Origin of the sequence: Methylophilus sp. (assembly GCF_008015755.1) — a bacterium.
Classification (GTDB): domain Bacteria; phylum Pseudomonadota; class Gammaproteobacteria; order Burkholderiales; family Methylophilaceae; genus Methylophilus.
The window spans coordinates 86,291-104,356 of record NZ_SSGF01000007.1 but is presented as its reverse complement, the minus strand read 5'-3'; the positions used below and the strand labels follow the sequence as shown (position 1 = coordinate 104,356).

16 protein-coding genes are annotated in these 18,066 nt (G+C 51.3%); 10 read left to right on the top strand and 6 right to left on the bottom strand.

Features of this window, described 5'->3' with window-relative positions; all coding sequences use genetic code 11:
* Positions 1–36 precede the first annotated feature (36 nt).
* On the top strand, positions 37–501 hold the full coding sequence (locus E6Q52_RS03015; RefSeq protein WP_292818780.1) for a hypothetical protein: 465 nt from the start codon (positions 37–39) through the stop codon (positions 499–501).
* A 506-nt stretch (positions 502–1,007) separates the two neighbouring features.
* Entirely contained in the window at positions 1,008–1,865 is an 858-nt protein-coding gene (gene rpoH / locus E6Q52_RS03010) for an RNA polymerase sigma factor RpoH (RefSeq protein ID WP_292818778.1), read from the top strand.
* A gap of 63 nt (positions 1,866–1,928) precedes the next feature.
* Here rpoH and E6Q52_RS03005 read toward each other — a convergent pair whose 3' ends face one another.
* On the bottom strand, positions 1,929–3,884 hold the full coding sequence (locus E6Q52_RS03005) for a dynamin family protein (RefSeq protein ID WP_292818224.1): 1,956 nt from the start codon (positions 3,882–3,884) through the stop codon (positions 1,929–1,931).
* 234 nt (positions 3,885–4,118) lie between these two features.
* On the opposite strand from E6Q52_RS03005, the gene E6Q52_RS03000 reads away from it, so the two are divergent.
* From E6Q52_RS03000 to E6Q52_RS02970, 7 genes are all read left to right on the top strand, one after another.
* Positions 4,119–4,514 carry a DUF971 domain-containing protein gene (locus E6Q52_RS03000; protein ID WP_292818221.1) on the top strand — a complete coding sequence of 132 codons (396 nt, stop codon included), beginning with the start codon at positions 4,119–4,121 and terminating at the stop codon, positions 4,512–4,514.
* A complete protein-coding gene (ubiE, locus tag E6Q52_RS02995) occupies positions 4,498–5,265 on the top strand; it encodes a bifunctional demethylmenaquinone methyltransferase/2-methoxy-6-polyprenyl-1,4-benzoquinol methylase UbiE (RefSeq protein ID WP_292818218.1) in 768 nt (255 codons plus the stop codon). Before E6Q52_RS03000 ends, ubiE begins: the two co-directional genes overlap by 17 nt.
* A gap of 4 nt (positions 5,266–5,269) precedes the next feature.
* Positions 5,270–5,863 carry an SCP2 sterol-binding domain-containing protein gene (locus E6Q52_RS02990; RefSeq protein ID WP_292818214.1) on the top strand — a complete coding sequence of 198 codons (594 nt, stop codon included), beginning with the start codon at positions 5,270–5,272 and terminating at the stop codon, positions 5,861–5,863.
* 2 nt (positions 5,864–5,865) lie between these two features.
* Positions 5,866–7,413 (top strand): ubiquinone biosynthesis regulatory protein kinase UbiB, encoded by a 1,548-nt coding sequence (gene ubiB, locus E6Q52_RS02985; protein WP_292818211.1) that lies wholly within the window; start codon positions 5,866–5,868, stop codon positions 7,411–7,413.
* Between the two features lie 12 nt (positions 7,414–7,425).
* Positions 7,426–7,869, top strand: coding sequence for a DUF2147 domain-containing protein (locus E6Q52_RS02980; protein ID WP_292818208.1), 444 nt, complete (start codon positions 7,426–7,428; stop codon positions 7,867–7,869).
* Positions 7,870–7,998: 129 nt separating this feature from the next.
* Positions 7,999–9,468: a sodium:solute symporter family protein gene (locus E6Q52_RS02975; protein ID WP_292818205.1), complete on the top strand. Its 1,470-nt coding sequence runs from the start codon at positions 7,999–8,001 to the stop codon at positions 9,466–9,468.
* 162 nt (positions 9,469–9,630) lie between these two features.
* Positions 9,631–11,046, top strand: a complete 1,416-nt coding sequence (locus E6Q52_RS02970; RefSeq protein WP_292818203.1) for a sensor domain-containing diguanylate cyclase — start codon at positions 9,631–9,633, stop codon at positions 11,044–11,046.
* 21 nt (positions 11,047–11,067) lie between these two features.
* Here the strand turns inward: E6Q52_RS02970 and mutM are convergent, their stop codons facing one another.
* The 5 genes from mutM to E6Q52_RS02945 are packed head-to-tail and all read right to left on the bottom strand — an operon-like array spanning position 11,068 to position 16,012.
* Complete coding sequence (gene mutM, locus E6Q52_RS02965) at positions 11,068–11,919, bottom strand: bifunctional DNA-formamidopyrimidine glycosylase/DNA-(apurinic or apyrimidinic site) lyase (RefSeq protein WP_292818200.1); 852 nt, start codon at positions 11,917–11,919, stop codon at positions 11,068–11,070.
* Between the two features lies 1 nt (position 11,920).
* Positions 11,921–12,826, bottom strand: coding sequence for a DUF4340 domain-containing protein (locus E6Q52_RS02960; RefSeq protein WP_292818197.1), 906 nt, complete (start codon positions 12,824–12,826; stop codon positions 11,921–11,923).
* Between the two features lie 31 nt (positions 12,827–12,857).
* Positions 12,858–14,252, bottom strand: coding sequence for a DUF4350 domain-containing protein (locus tag E6Q52_RS02955; RefSeq protein ID WP_292818194.1), 1,395 nt, complete (start codon positions 14,250–14,252; stop codon positions 12,858–12,860).
* 30 nt (positions 14,253–14,282) lie between these two features.
* Positions 14,283–15,026, bottom strand: coding sequence for an ABC transporter permease subunit (locus tag E6Q52_RS02950; protein ID WP_292818191.1), 744 nt, complete (start codon positions 15,024–15,026; stop codon positions 14,283–14,285).
* Between the two features lie 35 nt (positions 15,027–15,061).
* Complete coding sequence (locus tag E6Q52_RS02945) at positions 15,062–16,012, bottom strand: ATP-binding cassette domain-containing protein (protein WP_292818188.1); 951 nt, start codon at positions 16,010–16,012, stop codon at positions 15,062–15,064.
* A gap of 303 nt (positions 16,013–16,315) precedes the next feature.
* Here E6Q52_RS02945 and E6Q52_RS02940 point away from each other — a divergent pair, with 303 nt between their 5' ends.
* Entirely contained in the window at positions 16,316–18,022 is a 1,707-nt protein-coding gene (locus E6Q52_RS02940; RefSeq protein WP_292818186.1) for a tetratricopeptide repeat protein, read from the top strand.
* The last annotated feature ends 44 nt before the right edge of the window (positions 18,023–18,066 follow it).

Genomic DNA, 18,066 nt, shown 5'->3' with positions numbered 1-18,066 from the left:
CAGGCAAATACGCCTTATTAAGAGGGATGAAAAATGATGAAAAAATTAGCGATGGGTGCCGTATTAATGGTTAGTGCAGTCACGGCCTTCGCAGGAGATGTGGGTGTGGCCGTGAGCGTCGGTCAACCGGGATTTTATGGACAAATTGTGCTGGGCAACCCCTACCCTGCGCCACAAGTGATCTATCCACAACCAGTGATTATCCAGCCGCCACCCGTGGCCGTGGTGCAACCACCGATGTATTTGCGCGTGCCGCCCGGCCACATGAAAAAATGGGGCCGCTACTGTGGTCAATATGGTGCCTGCGGCCGCCAGGTCTATTTTGTGCAGGATAGCTGGTATCAAAATGTCTATGCACCACGGTATAACGCTTACGGCGGTGGGCCTGGAGGCAGATATGACCATGACCACCACGATCACGGTCATTGGCATGACGACCATGGTCACGGCCATGGCAATGGACATGGTCCAGGGAATGGTCGTGGTCGCGGACGTGACTAAATCGAATTTTCCTGCCTTCACGCGGGCAGGAAATCTGCAAGGCAGGCTATCAGTGTTTTTTAAAAGATGTAAGCATTCCGTCAGTGACTGCTGTTAATGTATTGCCCGAGACAATGTCAGGCCAGAACTGGCATCTCAGTCAGATTTAAATGACACAAATGATTGAATAGTGGTTGATTGCTGCGCCTGCGCTTTAATGAACATGCGCGTAGAGAAATCTTATTCAGTCGCTTGTGTAACAAGGAACACAAGACTTTGCAGCATTTTTTTTTGAACCACCCACTGGCAAATACAACCAGTAGTATTTCAAGCCCACCTTACGAATACCCGCCGATTATTCCAAACCCCTTTCCCAAACCACACCCTAAATAGTGCGGTCTTGCCGATATGATGCGCGCGAATACCAAAGGATTGACCTCAATTGCGTTGAACTTTTAAATGGGCTAGCACTCTCAAGCTTTGAGTGCTAAAATGATTTCCATACATCTTCTTTCAATAAGGATTTTATTATCAAGGCGTTAACATTACCTGTCATTGCATCGGCTGACAGCCTGGATCATTATCTGCGTACCATCAAGCAGTTTCCTGTGCTCACGGCTGAAGAAGAGTACAGCTATGCGACTGAGTTGAAACAAAGTGGTGACCTGGAGGCTGCGCGCGCGCTAATTGTGTCGCACCTGCGGTTGGTTGCCAGCATTGCCCGTGGCTATAGCGGTTATGGTTTGCCACAGTCTGACCTGATTCAGGAAGGCAATATTGGCTTGATGAAAGCGGTGAAACGCTTTGACCCTGACCGTGGCGTACGCCTGGTCTCATTTGCCATGCATTGGATTAAAGCCGAGATTCATGAATACATTGTGCGTAACTGGCGTCTGGTGAAAACTGCGACCACCAAAGCACAACGTAAATTATTCTTTAATTTGCGTAGCATGAAACAAGGCTTTGAAACGCTGAGCCAGGACGACGTGCAACGCATTGCCACCGAGCTGAACGTGAAACCGGAAGAAGTGTCCGAAATGGAATACCGCTTGAACGGTCAGGAGATTTCGCTGGACGCACAAGTGGATGATGACGGCGAAGAGGTGTACAGCCCGATTGCGTTTTTGGAAGATGAAGGCCCTGAGCCATCGACCTTGCTGGAAAACCTGCAAAACGAGCATTTGCAAACCGAAGGCTTGAGCATGGCGTTGCAACAACTGGATGAGCGTAGCCGCCGCGTGCTGCAAGCGCGCTGGTTGACCGAAGGCAATGCTTCCACGCTGCATGAACTGGCTGCTGAGTTTAATGTGTCAGCAGAACGTATCCGCCAGATTGAGCAGAAGGCGATGCAAAAAATCAAAACCTATATGCTGGAAAGCAAATAACAAAAACGGGAGCAGATGCTCCCGTTTTTGTTTTCATGGCAGCTATTTCAATCACTGCTATTCTTAAGCCGCTCGAACGATCACTTCTTCATGCGCTAAGGCAAACATGGCTTTGCCATTCAGCTGGTCCAGATCAGCCAGTTGCTGGCGTATCGACAACTCTACCTGTTCCAAATCTGCGATGCGCTCTTCTAAGGTATCAGTGGCCTGATAGATACGCTTGATACTTTCCACGCGGCGCTTGAGTTGCACGTGATGCTCACGCATCTGGCTTTCCATCGGCGCAATCACCGCTTTGAGCCAGCTTTCGGTATCGCGGTTAGCCGCTTCGTATTCGAGAATCACATGACTGGCCAGCGTTTCAAAAAACTTACTGGTCAGCGTCAGCTTTTCGTGGGCAATCATGTTGAAGGTGGTATTAAACTGGTCGCGGTAAATGGCTTCCAATTTATTGAGCGCTTTTAAATAGCGTGAAGTAGAAAATGGCGGCGGTGTTTTTTGCACCAGACCATGTTCTTTGGAGAACTTCTCGTACATGGCTTCCATCATTTTTTTGATTTCATGCACATGCACATCGGCATCCATCATCCGGCGCTTGAGATCACTAAAAAAGTCATCCATGGCTTGCCGCATGGTTTTGGTAAATGCGGCTTTCATCATGGTATCGCGGGTTTCGCGCACTTTGCTCTTGAGCGCTGGCAGGCCCAAATGATGGAACACCTGATTAGACTGCACCGAAAATACACTGCGTAAGGCCTGGTAACGTTGCAAGCCGACTTCAAAGTTCACCTTGTCCTGCTTGACCTTGCGCATCATCTGCGCAATCACGTCTTCATTTTTGCCTTGCAGGCATCGCAATTCATCGGCCTGATCGAGCACACTTTGCAAACGCGTCTCCAGCGTGGTGCGCGTTTGATGCATCATGTCTTCAATTTCGCCCTGTATGCTTTCGCGCACAATTTCCTGCTTGGCCGGGATCAGCTCATCAGACAGGTTTTTTTCCAGTTGTAGCAAACGGCTCTTATGCAGCAACTGCTGGTCGCCCTTCACTTTGGCCAGCAAGCCTTTTTGTGCCGAGGTCGGTAAAATCTGCTCGCGCGGCAAGCCTAATAATTCAGCCGTATTTTGTAACTGGCGATAGAGTTCGGTTTCCACTTCATCATCGGTTTTGAGAGGGTCCCACAAGCCGTCAATCTTGTTCAGCACGGCCATACGGCCTTTTTGCTTCCAGCGCGCACCACTGATATAACGGCGCCAGACTTCCATCTCGGATTTAGTGACGCCGGTATCGGCACCCAGAATAAACAACACGGCATGGGCATTTGGCAACATGCTCATGGTCAACTCTGGCTCGGCCCCGATTGCGTTTAAACCCGGGGTGTCCAAAATCACCAGCCCTTGCTTGAGCAAAGGATGGGGGAAATTAATCACGGCATAGCGCCAGCACGGAATTTCAAGCAGGCCATCCATGCCAATCAACATGGCATCATCGGGCTGGTCTGGATTATAGAGACCCAACGATTGCGCTTCATCGACTGTGACGCGGCGGGTACGGCTGACCTCTTTAAACGCTTCAACCATGCTTTCGCGGGAATGGGCATCAAACTCGACCGCAGACCAGGCTTGTGGCATGCGGCGATAGTCGCTGATGGAGATCTGGTGGGTGCTGGTTTCTATGGGCAATAAAGACAAACTGACCGGCTTGCCGGTGTCATAACGCAGCTCGGTCGGGCACATGGTGGTGCGGCCTGCACCGGATGGCAGCAAACGATGACCGTAACCAGAAAAGAAAATCGCGTTAATGAGCTCGGATTTGCCACGCGAAAACTCGGCGACAAATGCCACGTTTAACTTGTCCTCACGCAAACGGTTAAGTTGCTGCTGTATCCGCTCTTCTATTTGCACATCGCTGAGCTGTTTATCGGCCAACCAGCGCCGATACTCCCCCAAGACATCAGCAATCGATTGACGCCATCGCGTGTATAAATCAAATTGTTGTGCCAGTCTGTTATTTTCCATAGGACCTGCTTAAGTATTGTAGGGTGACCTATTCATGATGGTTTGTTTTTTTAGTAATCTATCATGAAAAGATAAAAGTTCAAATAAATCATGTAGGTATAGCCATTAATTCATAAATAAAATGAATTATCAACCCTAAGATACAACAATCAGTAGCCATGCGTGGCCACCATGCATCTGCTATCATGCACATAATTAAAGTTAACGACTCCATTCACCACTTTCTTCAATGTTATGAGCGGTCTACATCCCGATTGCCCGACCCCGACCCTGATACAACTGCATCAGGCCTCACACTTGCTCGAAATACATTTCGATAATCACACAGAATGTATGCTGTCTTGCGAGTTTTTGCGCGTGTATTCGCCCTCGGCCGAAGTGCGTGGACATGGCGCCGGGCAAGAGGTCCTGCAACTGGATAAAGAGAATGTCAATATTGCAGACATTGAACCGGTTGGTCGCTATGCAATCAAACTCATTTTTGACGATGGTCATGATACCGGCCTTTATTCATGGGATTATTTGTATTATCTGGCGCAACATTATGAAAGCTTGTGGCAAGACTACATCGCTAAACTAGCCATGGCTGGCCACACCCGCAAGGAACCGACACATGCAGCAAAACACTGATCAGGCAAAAACCACCCACTTTGGCTTTGACACCGTCGCCGAAAACGACAAACAGAAAAAAGTGGGCGAGGTCTTTCATTCGGTCGCACAAAAGTACGACATCATGAACGACGTCATGTCCGCAGGCATGCACCGCTTATGGAAACGCTTTGCAGTCGATGTGAGTGGCGTTGGCCAGGGCGACAAAGTGCTGGATATTGCCGGTGGTAGCGGTGACTTGTCACGCCTGTTTGCCAAAAAAGTCGGCACGCAAGCGGCGGTGAATCCGGGCACGGTGATTCTCACCGACATTAATGCCTCGATGCTGGGCGTGGGCCGTGACCGCATGATCGATGCCGGGCTCAGTATTCCGGCAACACAATGCAATGCAGAAGTGCTGCCGTTTGCCGACGAAACATTTAACTGTGTCATTGTCGCCTTTGGTCTGCGCAACATGACCCATAAAGACGTTGCGCTGCGTGAAATGCATCGTGTGCTCAAACCGGGTGGCCGCTTGCTGGTGCTGGAATTCTCAAAAGTCTGGCAACCACTGGAAAAGCTCTACGACACCTACTCATTTAAACTGCTGCCCAAGTTTGGCAAATGGATCGCCAACGACGAACCTAGTTACCGCTACCTGGCAGAAAGCATCCGCATGCACCCAGACCAGGAAACCCTGAAACAGATGATGCACGAGGCAGGGTTTGGCAAAGTGGATTATTACAATCTGACCGCGGGCGTCGTGGCCTTGCACAAAGGCATCAAGATCTAAGCACATGTTTAAGCCATTAATTCAATTTGTCCTGCAGCACTTAATGCAGCAAAACAGCTGGACCGCGCCGCTGCTAGAGCCTTATGCACACAAAAATGTGTGTATAGACTTTAAAGTTTCTCAGACCACACTCACCATCTTAAATAATGGCGAGCTGGCCGTCGCTGGGGAGTCGGCACAGGCCGATGCCACCATACACATGCCACCCAGCCTGGCCATGCGATTGCTACGCCAGGACCCGCTGGCGCACAGCCTGATTAAAATTGACGGCGATGCCGCGCTTGGCATGGCGGTCGGCAAAATACTGTCTGCCGTGCGCTGGGATATCGAAGACGACTTGAGTAAAGTTGTCGGCGATATCGCCGCGTATCAGGTGGTACAGATAAGCCAGGAAAAATTACAACGCTGGCAGAGCCAGGCCAAAAACCTGGGCGAGATGCTGGTGGAATACTGGCAAGAAGAGCAACCCATCATTGCCAAAAAAACCCGCGTTGAACAATTCAACCAGTCTGTTGACCAATTACGCGAAGACACCGACCGCCTGCAGCAGCGCGTCGACAAGCTGCTCGCAGCCACCCTCCCTGCAGAAAGTCAGTAACAATGCATTGGTTACGTTTTTTTCATATTATCGGTGTGTTGATCTGGTATCGCCTGGATGTTTTCTTTGTCCGCGAAGACCGCCCCAATATTAGTTCTCGCCTGCTGAATACTCTGTTGTTTTGGCGTCATGCGCCTGAAAAACGCGCCGTACGTTTACGCTTGGCACTAGAAAAACTAGGGCCCATTTTCGTTAAATTCGGTCAAATGCTGTCAACACGCCGCGATTTACTGCCAACAGACGTTGCCGACGAACTCACAAAACTGCAAGACCAGGTGCCACCATTCCCCTACGCACAGGTAGAGGCTATTATTGAAGAGGCATTCGCCGCGCCTTTGAGTACCGTGTACACAGAATTTAATACGACGCCGGTTGCCAGCGCCTCAGTGGCCCAAGTGCACTTTGCCAAACTGCATAGTGGCGAACAAGTAGCGGTGAAAGTGTTGCGCCCCGGCATTGCCGCCATTATTCACCGTGACATCGCCCTGCTGCGCACACTGGCCTGGTGGGTTAAAAAACTGTCTGCTGAAGGCCGCCGCCTGAAACCTGACGAAATGGTCGATGAATTTGCGCGCCACACCGAGCATGAGCTAGACCTTACTCTGGAAGCCGCACAATGCGCGCAACTGGGCCGCAATTTCAGCGATCGCAGCTTGCTGGTGCCTAGCGTTTACTGGGATTACTCGCATAAACACGTCATGACCATGCAGCGCATGTTTGGCCTGCCTGTGCGCGACACTGCGGCGCTGATGGCGCACGGCATCAACCTGACCAAACTGGCACACGAAGGCGTAGAAATCTTCTTCACGCAAGTATTCCGCGATGGTTTTTTTCATGCCGATATGCACCCGGGCAATATCCAGGTCGTGACTCAAGGCCCAGACAAGGGCAAATTTATCGCGCTTGATTTTGGCATCATGGGTAGCCTGTCAGCCACTGACCAATACTATCTGGCACGCAACTTCCTGGCGTTTTTTAACCGCGATTACCGTGATGTCGCTGTGGCACACATAGAATCTGGCTGGGTGCCTGCAGACACCAACGTCGAGGCGCTGGAAACCGCCGTCCGCGCCATTTGCGAACCGATCTTTGAAAAACCGCTTAAAGATATTTCGTTTGGCCGCACCTTACTCAGCCTGTTTCAAATGTCGCGCCGCTTTGGGGTGAATATCCAGCCGCAGCTGGTGATGCTGCAAAAAACGCTGCTCAATATTGAGGGCCTGGGGCGCGAACTCGACCCCAATATTGATTTATGGCAAAGCGCTAAACCGTTCCTTAAACGCTGGATGAGCGAGCAGATCGGCTGGCGCAGTCTGCTCAAATCTGCCAAGCGCGAATTACCTTATATCCTGACGCATGCGGCAGATATGCCACGCCTGTTTGAGCAATATCTGCGCAATCAGACCGAGCTGGGTAAACAGCAAAGCCGCATAGACAACCTGCTCAACGCCCAGCACCAGCAAGCCACCTGGCAAAAATGGGCGACCACCGCCATCATCGTGCTGGTATTGCTACAATGTGCAAGTTTGTTCCTGCTGTTTAACCACTAAAGGAGATTGACCATGCCATTTATCAAGTCACTGCTAGTCACTGCGTTATGCATGCTGCCCTATACACTACAGGCGGCAGACCTCGGCGGCCTGTGGCAAACCACAGACGACAAAACCGGCAAACCGAGATCGTTGGTGCGCATTGTTGAAAACGCAGGCGAATATAGCGCGATTGTAGAAAAAGGCTTGCTAGCTTCAGACACCGGCGATGCGGTCTGTGACAAATGTACGGACGAACGTAAAGGCCAGAAAATTATCGGCATGACCATCGCCAGGCATTTAAAGCCCAGTGCTGACAACCATGTGTATGATGGCGGCGAGATTCTGGACCCTGAAAACGGCAAAACCTACAAATGCAAAATGACGCTGAGCGCCAATGGCAATGCACTTGAGGTGCGTGGTTTTATTGGCTTCTCGCTGCTCGGGCGCTCACAAACCTGGAAGCGGGTCGAGTAATTGTGCAGAATTGTAAAAAAGACCTGATTTTCAGGTCTTTTTAGCTTTTACGCACAGCACAACCTCCTGTTTAGGCATGGTTTTGTTTTAAAATCGGCCTGTTGCAATCAACTCTAAGGAACTCTGGCTGTGCTGATCTGGTTTGTGGTGGCGTATTTACTGGTTTCAATCGGCATTGGCCTGATTGCGGCCCGCAATGTGCACAGCACCAAAGATTATGCCGTGGCTGGCCGTCACCTGCCGCTACCCGTGGTCATGGCCACGGTGTTTGCCACCTGGTTCGGCGCCGAAGCCGTGTTTGGCGTCTCTGCCACCTTTGTGCGTGAGGGCTTAACCGGCGTCGCAGCGGATCCGTTCGGCTCCAGCATGTGCCTGATCATCGCCGGCATTTTCTTCTCCAGCCGCCTGTATAAACTCAACATCCTCACCCTGGGCGACTTTTACCGCATGCGCTATAACCGCTCGGTCGAGGTGCTCACCACCATTGCCATCGTCATTTCTTACATGGGCTGGGTCGCGGCACAAATCAAGGCGCTCGGGCTGATTTTCAACCTGATCAGCGATGGCGCTATTTCAGAATCTAACGGCATGATCTTGGGCACCGCCATTGTGCTCACCTACACCACGTTGGGCGGCATGCTGTCAGTTGCCATTCTCGACTTTGTGCAGATGATTGTCGTCATCAGCGGCCTGCTGTATATCGCCAGCATTGTGTCTGGCCAAACCGGTGGCGTCGCGCCGGTGATTGAGCATGCACGCAATGCAGGCAAACTGCATTTCTTTCCACAATCGACCCACTGGAGTGTCTGGCTGACCTTTCTCGGCGGCTGGCTGACCATGATGCTGGGCTCGATTCCGCAGCAGGATGTGTTTCAGCGCATCACGTCAGCCAAAACGGCCAACATTGCTTTGTGGGGGTCTATCCTTGGCGCCAGCATCTACTTTTGCTTTACCTTTGTGCCCATGTTTATCGCCTATGCCGCGACGCTGATAGACCCGGCGACCTTCGGCGCACTGGTCAACACCGATTCGCAGCGCGTGTTGCCAACGCTGGTACTCACGCACACACCGTTACTGGCACAGGCCATCTTCTTTGGTGCCGTGCTCTCAGCCATTATGAGTTGCTCATCAGCCACTCTGCTGGCGCCGTCGGTCACCTTTGCCGAAAACGTGGTCAAAGGCTTTATGCCGCACATGAACGACCATGCCTTTTTGCGCGTGATGCGTTTATGCCTGGTCGGCTTTGCTGCTATGGTGCTGTTTTATGCACTCAACTCAGAACTATCGATTTTTGGCATGGTAGAAAGCGCCTATAAAGTGACGCTGGCAGGCGCGTTTGTGCCATTGTTCTTCGGTGCTTTCTGGCAGCGTGCCACCAGCCAGGGTGCGCTGGCAGCGATTATTTTCGGCATCGGCAGCTGGGTGCTGATTGAAGTCCTGGTCGGCGAAGCCAGCTTGGTGCCTGCACAATTGGTCGGACTATTGATCAGTGCCGTCGCCATGGTCATCGGCTCATTATTGCCACAAAAAGTAGGCGGTACGCCGCATACCGCTTCCGGCTATTTGCACGAGCACGCCGCACGTCACCACCCACACTAATTCTCGCCAAGCCGGGAATACCTCCTGAAAACAGCGACTATTCAAGTAAACAAAGCCGATTTATATTGATGATAATACTTTTTTTGGGCATGATTCGCCTTTGGGCAATTGAATTCTATGGTCGTTAACAAGCGTTACTACACTCTACTCTTAAGCGTTATCGTGCTTATTGGCTTTGTAGCGACCAGTCTGATGGGTTACTTTGTGGCCAAAGACTCGCTGACAGACCGTCTGCAACAAGAAATGTTGCCACTGACCAGCGACAACATCTACTCTGAAATTCAGCGCGACCTGCTACAGCCACTGCTCATTTCGTCATTGATGGCCAATGATGTGTTTGTGTTTGACTGGATCAACAATGGCGAACAAGATGCCAATAAAATGACCAGCTACCTGTCACAAATCCAGCAAAAATATAACACCATCACCGCGTTTTTCGTCTCCGAAAGTTCGGGCAATTATTACCATCCTTCTGGCGTATTAAAGCGGGTATCAACGACCAACCCCGATGATCACTGGTATTTTGAGGCCAGAAATTCGCATCACCCCTATGTTATTAATATTGACCGCGACACCGCAGATAAAAAACGCCTGAGTATTTTTGTTAACTATCGTATTGAAGACAAATCCGGCAAGTTTATTGGTGTGATTGGTGTCGGCTTATCCTTGCAAACGGTGGTAGAACTGATTGAAAACTACCAGAAACGCTATGGCCGTGAAATCTACTTTGTGAACCGCCAGGGCGAGGTCATGCTGCAAAGCAGCCAATACCGCTCAGAGCTGCACCTGCAGAACAAATCTGGACTGGATAAAGCCTTTTTGCAAGTGCTGACATCGCCCAGTGCGTCGCTGTCGTTTAAAACCAGCAGCGGCAACATGCTGTACCTCAATAGCCGACTGGTGCCCGAGTTTGACTGGTATTTAATTGTCGAGCAGGTCAACGACCCGAGCTCCGCACGCATTGAAACGGCCTTCTTGATCAACCTGGCGGTGGCGGTGGTGATCAGTATGATCGTGCTGGCACTGGCGCATTTTACGGTGCGTGGCTATCACGACAAACTGGAGATGATGGCCACCCAGGACAAGCTGACCGGCGTGGCCAGTCGGCAGGTATTCGAGTTTTACTTCAAGCAGGCCGTCGCCCGCGGTAAGCGCCGTGACGAACCGTTGTCATTGGTGTTGCTTGATATAGACCTGTTTAAAGCGGTGAATGATACCTATGGGCATGAAGCAGGGGATCGCGTGCTCACACGCGTGGCGCAACTGATCAAATCGCACGTGCGCGAAGAGGATGTGGTATGCCGCTGGGGTGGCGAGGAGTTTTTAATTCTGCTTTCCGGCTGCAACTTGCAACATGCCAGAGACATCACCGAACTCATACGCTCAGCGGTTGCCGGGCTGCAGTTTCACTTTAGCAATCAAGTGGTACACATCACCGTCAGCGCTGGCATTGCCGAAATGCAAACCGATGAAATACTGGGCCAGGTGGTGGAGCGCGCAGACCATCATCTCTATGCCGCCAAACGGGCCGGGCGCAATTGCATCCAGCCGGATATTGACGAAAATGAAGCGACCTAAAGCGTGTACGCAAGCATCTGCTTATTTTTTAGCTTTGGGGCCAGCCGGGCGCGGCTGGCAATATGAACAATAAAAAGTTGAACGCTGGCCAAGCCGGATATTCAGAATCGGGCTGGCGCACACACGGCAAGGCTCGCCCGTGCGGCCATACACGTTATACGTCTGCTGAAAATAACCAGGATTCCCATCCGCCCCAAAAAAATCCCGCAAACTGCTACCACCAGCGTCTAGCGCGGCCTGCAAGGTTAACTTGATCTCTTGTACCAGCAAGGCACATTGCGCCAGCGTCAGTGCATTAGCGGGCGTTTCTGGGTGTATACGGGCCCTGAATAAGGACTCGCTGGCATAAATATTTCCCACGCCAACCACCAGATGCGCATCCATGATGGTGGTTTTGATCGGTGCGCTGCGCGTACGGATATGCTGATACAAATAGTCAGCGTTAAAAGCAGCTTCTAGCGGCTCTGGCCCCAAACTGCTGAGCAGCGCATGCTGCAATGGATTGTTATCCAGCCACAACACCGCGCCAAAGCGTCTAGGGTCACGCAAACGGATCACACGACCATCTTCAAAACGAATATCAAAGTGGTCATGTTTTTCAGCAGGAAAATCGCGCTCAAGCAGACATAAACGACCAGACATCCCAAGATGCAACAACAATACGCCCTCGGTGTCAGTGGTGCCAATTTCGGCCAGAATATATTTGGCACGGCGGGTGAGTTTAAGCACACGGCGGCCATGCAGATGTTGCGGTAAATCAGCCGGAATCGGCCAGCGCAGGCCGTGATGGCGAATCGTCACGTGCGCGATCTGCGCGCCCTCAACGGGCAGCAAACCGCGTCGCGTGACCTCAACCTCGGGTAATTCGGGCATGCTATGGTTTAGGCGCTTGGATATTGACTGGCGGGTTCACCATGGTAAAGCCGGTGTCATTGCTAAAGTGATAGATAATGCCTTCGTCAGGGCGCGCCAGCAAATACTCCGGCGATTCTTGCACTTTGTCGAAATGGACCTTTTTGCCATTGCGCAACAACACTTCAAACGATGGATAAGACAGTTTTCGATCTGGCGTATAGAACTCAACTGAGGTGGCTTGCGCCTGCACCCAGCTAAAATCCATCCATTCGTTCATGTCATTTTGCGTGGGCTTGGCTTTGGGGTCATTAACCACCCACTTGCCTTCGTTAGACATCTGCACTTTAAGTGCATTCTCTTCCCATTGCTCCAGATGTGCGAGGTCAAACCCGGCCAGCTGTTTGCGCTCAACTGGCGACAACGGTGTTTTGTCGACCATTTCTATTGGCTGCGTAGACGCCGCTTCGCTGTATTGCCCAGGCAACAAATACACTTGGCCAGCATAACCGACATACTGCTCCTCTGACACCGGATTATAAGTACCAAACGTAAACACCTGGTCACCTTTGGCGCCAGACAGCGTCAACTTCAACACCGGTTGATCGAGGCCGTATTTGGCTGCATCCTGCAATGGTAGTTTAGTCGCAGTGGTGGCTGCAATAATAGACATGACACGCTGTACGGACGCCTGATCGGCGCGCGCCGCGTACGGCTTGCGCATCATCCAGTAACCGTCTTGTTTTTCAAAAATGGTCGGTGCTTTAGCCGGGAACTCAGCTTTCACTTGATTAAAATCTGCCATCTTGAGGCTGGAGACTTCAAACTTAGCGGACTGCGTCTGCTCCTTGGGCTGCAAATGCAGGAACACGGCGATGCCTACGACGACCGCTAACAACAACAGGTTCAATATCCATCTTTTTTTCATGACGCCACTCCGACAACCACACCGTTAGACATTAAGCCTTGCGGCGCTTCCACCACAAAAACAAGCCAGCCACAAACAAACCGACCGGGATCAGGTACTGGAACGCATGGAAGACGATCCAGGCCACCAGGCGACCTTGATCAGTGGCTGGAATCGTCACGTTGATGTCTTTGAGTGGCATTGGCTGTATGGTAATCAGGCGATCATCGCCAGCCAGCCAGTTAATGATGTTAATACCGAGGTCGAGGTTGCCGCCGTTGGTAATAAAGGTGTTGGCGAGAAAGTTGGCATTGCCGATCACCACCACGCGCTGGCCTTTTTTACCGTATTCACGCTCCAACGCCACGCCGACGTTAATCGGGCCTGCTTTGTCTTTGCCCTGGTCAAAACTCACTTTGAGGTTTTGCGCACCCGCTGGAATCTTATCAGACTCTAACCAGCCATTCGGTGCAACGTCAATCAGGCGACCGACTTTCCAGCCCAAGTCATCTGAGGCCTGGCCGTCAATCTGATGCGCCTCTGGGAACACCGTGCGCAACATAAAGTTACGTGTAATCGCATGGTCACCATACAAGCTGGCAAAGGCCATTTTCGGGTCTGCGCCATATTGCTCAGCCGCTTTATCGACCACAATGCCAGGCGACACTTTAATGCCCAGGTATTCGGCGACGTCTTGCAAGCCATGCAGATTGTCGTCATCCAGCAACCACAACACGTTACCGCCTGCTTCAATATAGGCTTTGATTTTTTTGGCTTCTACCGCGCTAAGATCGACTTGTGGCGCCGCAATCACCAGCATGGCACCATTGGCAGGCACCGCCTGGGCAATGGTCAGATCTGGGTTGGCAAACTTAAAGCCCTTGCTTTCCAGCTGTTTACCAAACTCACCGAGGTCATGGTTTTTCAGGCCTTGCAACAAACGCTCACCATGGCCATCCAGATACATCACTGGCTGATTATTGGTGCGAGACAAGCGCACCAGCAGGTTGGTCATTTCCTGTTCGGCAAACGGTGGCGTGATGTGCTCGGAACGCTTGTTGTATTCCACAATCGTCTCACCATCGACCTTCACCCCTGCTTCTTGCGCCAGTTTTGGCTCTTCTGACGGGTTGATGAACTTGATGAAGACGTTTTTCTTTTCGCGCTGGTAACGGGCGACAAAATCCAGCATCCCTTTGCGGAAGGTATCGCCATTGTTGGCGTCATCATTGGTCGCAAACACGGTGATATTGACGTCGCCATCCATTTGCTTAAGCACATTCACACTGCCCTGTGTGAGGATATTACGGTTTGCCTGGGTAATATCCTTGGCCCAGCGATATTGACCGGACAAATAGCCCAGCATGACCACCAGTGCTAAAAACACCAGCACAAACATCCAGTTTTGTGCCAATAACTGCCATTTAAATTTACGGTTAATTTTCATAATGCATTCTGCTCAAAAACAATGTCGCGACTAACCGCGTAAACGATCCGCATCCAGACGACGTATCGTCAGGGTAATAAACGTGAGGATAAACAAGCCAAAATAAGCCAGATCTGCCGTATCCATCAAGCCACCGGCGAAAGACTGAAAGTGTCGCATCAAGGAAAACTTGAGCATGGTGCTGGTCGGGTCCCCGGCAAAAAAGCGGTCCAGAATCATCAGTACAAACAACGCAATAAAACTGAGGATACCGGCAATAATCGGCTGCGCAGTGAGGCTGGAAAAATACAGGCCAAGCGCCGCAAAGCTCGACACTAGCAACAGCAAGCCCAGCGAATTGGCAAAAATATAGCCAAAATCAATGTCAGCCCAAATGTTGAGCGTAGTCAACATGACAGCGATATACACCACCAAAATGCTCAAAAACACCACCAGGCCCAAAAACTTGCCCACCACAATCTCGCTGATAGACAGCGGGGCACTGAATAAAAACGGCAAGGTTTGGCTGCGGCGCTCTTCTGAAATCAAACGCATAGAGAGCAACGGCACCGCAAACAGCATGATAAAAGACGCCAGGCCATACACGGTTTGGCCAACAAACTGGGTCACACCGATACGCTCCGCCGGACGAATCGAGCCGGACATGACCTCAAAGTAATTGTTTACCCCGTTAAGGTAATAGGTGCCGAACGAAAATGTCAGCAATGCCAAAATAATCCACCCCATTGGCGAGGCGAACATACTTTTGAGTTCTTTTCTTGCAATATTCAACATACTTAAATCTTTCCTTCTACACGCTCAATGGGGGCTTAGGCCGCTTTGGCCTCATCCGCATTAGCGGTCTCGTGATAAGTCAGCTGCACAAACACATCTTCCAGGCTGGTCTGGTCTGGCGCAATATGATATAAGCCCCAACCATGCTGGACCGCCGCCTGCACAATCGCCTCGTGCGGCTGCGCACCCTCCTCAAAGCGGATGCGCCACAGGCCATCAGCAGGCTCCACTTCTGCTACACCGGCAATCGCCATCAGTTGCGCCGCTTGTGGCGCTTGACGCAAACCAACCAGCAGTTTGTTACCTATGCGCTGCTTTTTAAGCACATCAATGCCGCCGTTAAACACCAGTTTGCCTTTATCGATAATCTGTACATGGTCACACACCATTTCGACTTCTGGCAGAATATGGGTAGACACAATCACACTATGCGCCTGGCCAATCTCTTTGATTAAGGCACGGATATCACGAATCTGGATCGGGTCCAGCCCCACCGTCGGCTCATCCAGAATCACCACCATCGGGTTATGAATAATAGCCTGGGCAATGCCCACGCGCTGCTGATAGCCGTTAGACAGGTTTTCAATCAGGCGCTTGCTCATGTGCGTCAGGCCACAGCGCTCTTTGGCATGCTCTACCGCTTTTTTAATATGCTTGCCCGACACATTGTGCAAACGCGCAGCAATGGTCAAATACTCATCAACGGTGAATTCTTTATATAAAGGTCGCATTTCCGGCAAGTAGCCAATCAAGGCCTTGGCCTCTTTGGGCTGCTCTATCATATCGATACCGCAGATTTTCACGCTACCAGCGCTGGGTGCCAGATTGCCGGTCAACATTTTCATGGTGGTCGACTTACCAGCGCCATTCGGCCCCAAAAAGCCCAACACCTGCCCTTGTTGCAGACTAAAGGTTACGTCACTGACGGCCGCACGGCCGCCATACAAACGGGTCAACTCAATTGCTTCAACTGTCAAATTTGCCATGATTTTTTCACACACCTACCGACGAGAGATCACCGCGAGGCGCCGACATACCCACCGCCGACTCGCAAATCCCTAGACAAGGATTTCATCAAAAAGTTATAGTGCTAAAGTGATACGACTGATGTAGCATGAGGTTTCAAGCTGCGCTTTAACCCTCAATTACAATTCAGTTACAAATCGCACATTATGGATGAACTTGCAGCAACTGTCACGGACTAAACAAAAAATCAGCCTTATAAATCAGCCACCCAAACCACCATCATGACAGTGCTCACTAACAGTTTCACTACACAGGAATTCAGTATGCCCCAAACCAGTCGCTTCACGCACACCCCAATAGCAAAGCGCCGCACAACGCTGGCACTTTGCCTGGCATTGCTGACAACGCCTGCCTGGTCAGCCAGCAGCGCGCCGACCATCACCACCCCCACCGCAGAGTTTGTCTATAAATACCTGCTGGGTGAAGTGGCTGCACAGCGTGGTGAGTTTGTGCTGGCAGGTCAATTATTCCTCGATTTAGCTAAACAGACGCGCGACCCCTTGCTGGCGGAACGCGCGACCCAAGCAGCGAGCATTGCGCGCACACCGCAACTGGCTTTACCTTCAGCCGAATTGTGGTCAGAACTAGCGCCAGACTCCATTCCTGCTGCACAAACAGCTAGCCAGTTATTGATTGCCAATGGCAATCTGAAAAAGGCCATTCCACAGATCCAGAAAGTACTCGCCAACGAGAGTATCAGGCCAAATGCGTTTATGGAGCTGAATGGCCTGATGATGCGCGTGACGGACAAAACCAGTGTGCTGGAAGCGATCCAGCAATTGGCCAAGCCCTACCCCAAACTGCCAGAAGCGCACTTTGCCGTGTCGCAAGCCGCCTATTTTGCCCATAACGAAAGTCTGATGGTCGCTGAGCTCAAGGAAGCCTCCAAACTGCGCCCAGGCTGGGAGCCACCGGCGCAAATCCGCGGCCAGATGCTCAGTGAACAAGACCCGCAAAAAGGCATCGCTTTTTACCAAGACTTTTTAAAAACGTATCCCGAAGCAGACCAGATCCGCCTGGCACTGGCGCGCGCCTTGCTTGTGCAAAAAAACACCACTGATGCCAAGGCAGAATTCACCAAATTACTGGATCGCCATAAAAACAATCCGGAGATGAACGTGATTGTCGGCCTGCTGGCGCTGGACGCCAAAGAGTACAGCTTTGCTGACCGCTATCTGCAACACGGCCTAGAAGTCGGCTTTAAAGAGCCCAATAAACTTTACTTTAACCTTGGCCGCTCTGCCGCTGAGCAAAAAGATGATGCACGCGCCTTACAATGGTTTGACAAAATCGGTGAAGGTGAACAATTTTTGGCAGGCCGCCTGGCCGCCGCCGCCATCATCGCACGCCGTGACGGCATCGATGCCGCGATTACCATGCTGGACAATGTCGATGGCTTGACACCGGAGCAGCAAGCAGTCGTCATCCAGAACCAGGCATTATTGCTCAACCAGGCCAAACGCACGGACGAAGCCTATGCCTTACTCGGCAAAGCGGTGCAAAGCTTTCCTGAGAGCCCGGAGCTGCAGTACGACTATGCACTCAATGCCGAGCGCAAAGGCAAATTCGACATCATGGAAGAGACCTTATATAAGGTCATTAAAATGAAGCCAGACATGGCTGCTGCCTACAATGCGCTGGGCTACTCTTATGCCGACCGCAATATCAAGCTCATGGAAGCCAAAAGCCTGATCGAAACGGCGACCAAGCTGGCGCCAGAAGATCATTACATTATGGATAGCCTGGGCTGGGTGTATTACCGACTGGGCGATTTGAACCATGCCACAGAAGAGCTGCGTCGTGCCTATGCTATCCAGCAGGACCCTGAAATTGCTGCCCACTTGGCTGAAGTCTTGTGGAAGCAGGGTCAGCGTGACGAAGCGCAACAAATCCTAGATCAGGCTCTGTCAGCCAACCCTGAGAATGAAATATTGGTCGCTACCGCACAAAAATTGAAATCTACTTTGTGATGCGAGTTGCGTGGCCTCTGTTTTTGCGCGGCAAATCACGTGTC

Excerpts from the sequence above, each read along its gene's own strand:
- E6Q52_RS02960 (WP_292818197.1), bottom strand. The coding sequence starts at position 12,826 with ATGAAAAAAAGATGGATATTGAACCTGTTGTTGTTAGCGGTCGTCGTA.
- E6Q52_RS02940 (WP_292818186.1), top strand. The coding sequence starts at position 16,316 with ATGCCCCAAACCAGTCGCTTCACGCACACCCCAATAGCAAAGCGCCGC.
- E6Q52_RS03000 (WP_292818221.1), top strand. The coding sequence starts at position 4,119 with ATGAGCGGTCTACATCCCGATTGCCCGACCCCGACCCTGATACAACTG.
- ubiB (WP_292818211.1), top strand. The coding sequence starts at position 5,866 with ATGCATTGGTTACGTTTTTTTCATATTATCGGTGTGTTGATCTGGTAT.
- E6Q52_RS02980 (WP_292818208.1), top strand. The coding sequence starts at position 7,426 with ATGCCATTTATCAAGTCACTGCTAGTCACTGCGTTATGCATGCTGCCC.
- E6Q52_RS02945 (WP_292818188.1), bottom strand. The coding sequence starts at position 16,012 with ATGGCAAATTTGACAGTTGAAGCAATTGAGTTGACCCGTTTGTATGGC.
- E6Q52_RS03015 (WP_292818780.1), top strand. The coding sequence starts at position 37 with ATGAAAAAATTAGCGATGGGTGCCGTATTAATGGTTAGTGCAGTCACG.
- E6Q52_RS02990 (WP_292818214.1), top strand. The coding sequence starts at position 5,270 with ATGTTTAAGCCATTAATTCAATTTGTCCTGCAGCACTTAATGCAGCAA.
- E6Q52_RS03005 (WP_292818224.1), bottom strand. The coding sequence starts at position 3,884 with ATGGAAAATAACAGACTGGCACAACAATTTGATTTATACACGCGATGG.
- E6Q52_RS02955 (WP_292818194.1), bottom strand. The coding sequence starts at position 14,252 with ATGAAAATTAACCGTAAATTTAAATGGCAGTTATTGGCACAAAACTGG.
- mutM (WP_292818200.1), bottom strand. The coding sequence starts at position 11,919 with ATGCCCGAATTACCCGAGGTTGAGGTCACGCGACGCGGTTTGCTGCCC.
- ubiE (WP_292818218.1), top strand. The coding sequence starts at position 4,498 with ATGCAGCAAAACACTGATCAGGCAAAAACCACCCACTTTGGCTTTGAC.
- E6Q52_RS02950 (WP_292818191.1), bottom strand. The coding sequence starts at position 15,026 with ATGTTGAATATTGCAAGAAAAGAACTCAAAAGTATGTTCGCCTCGCCA.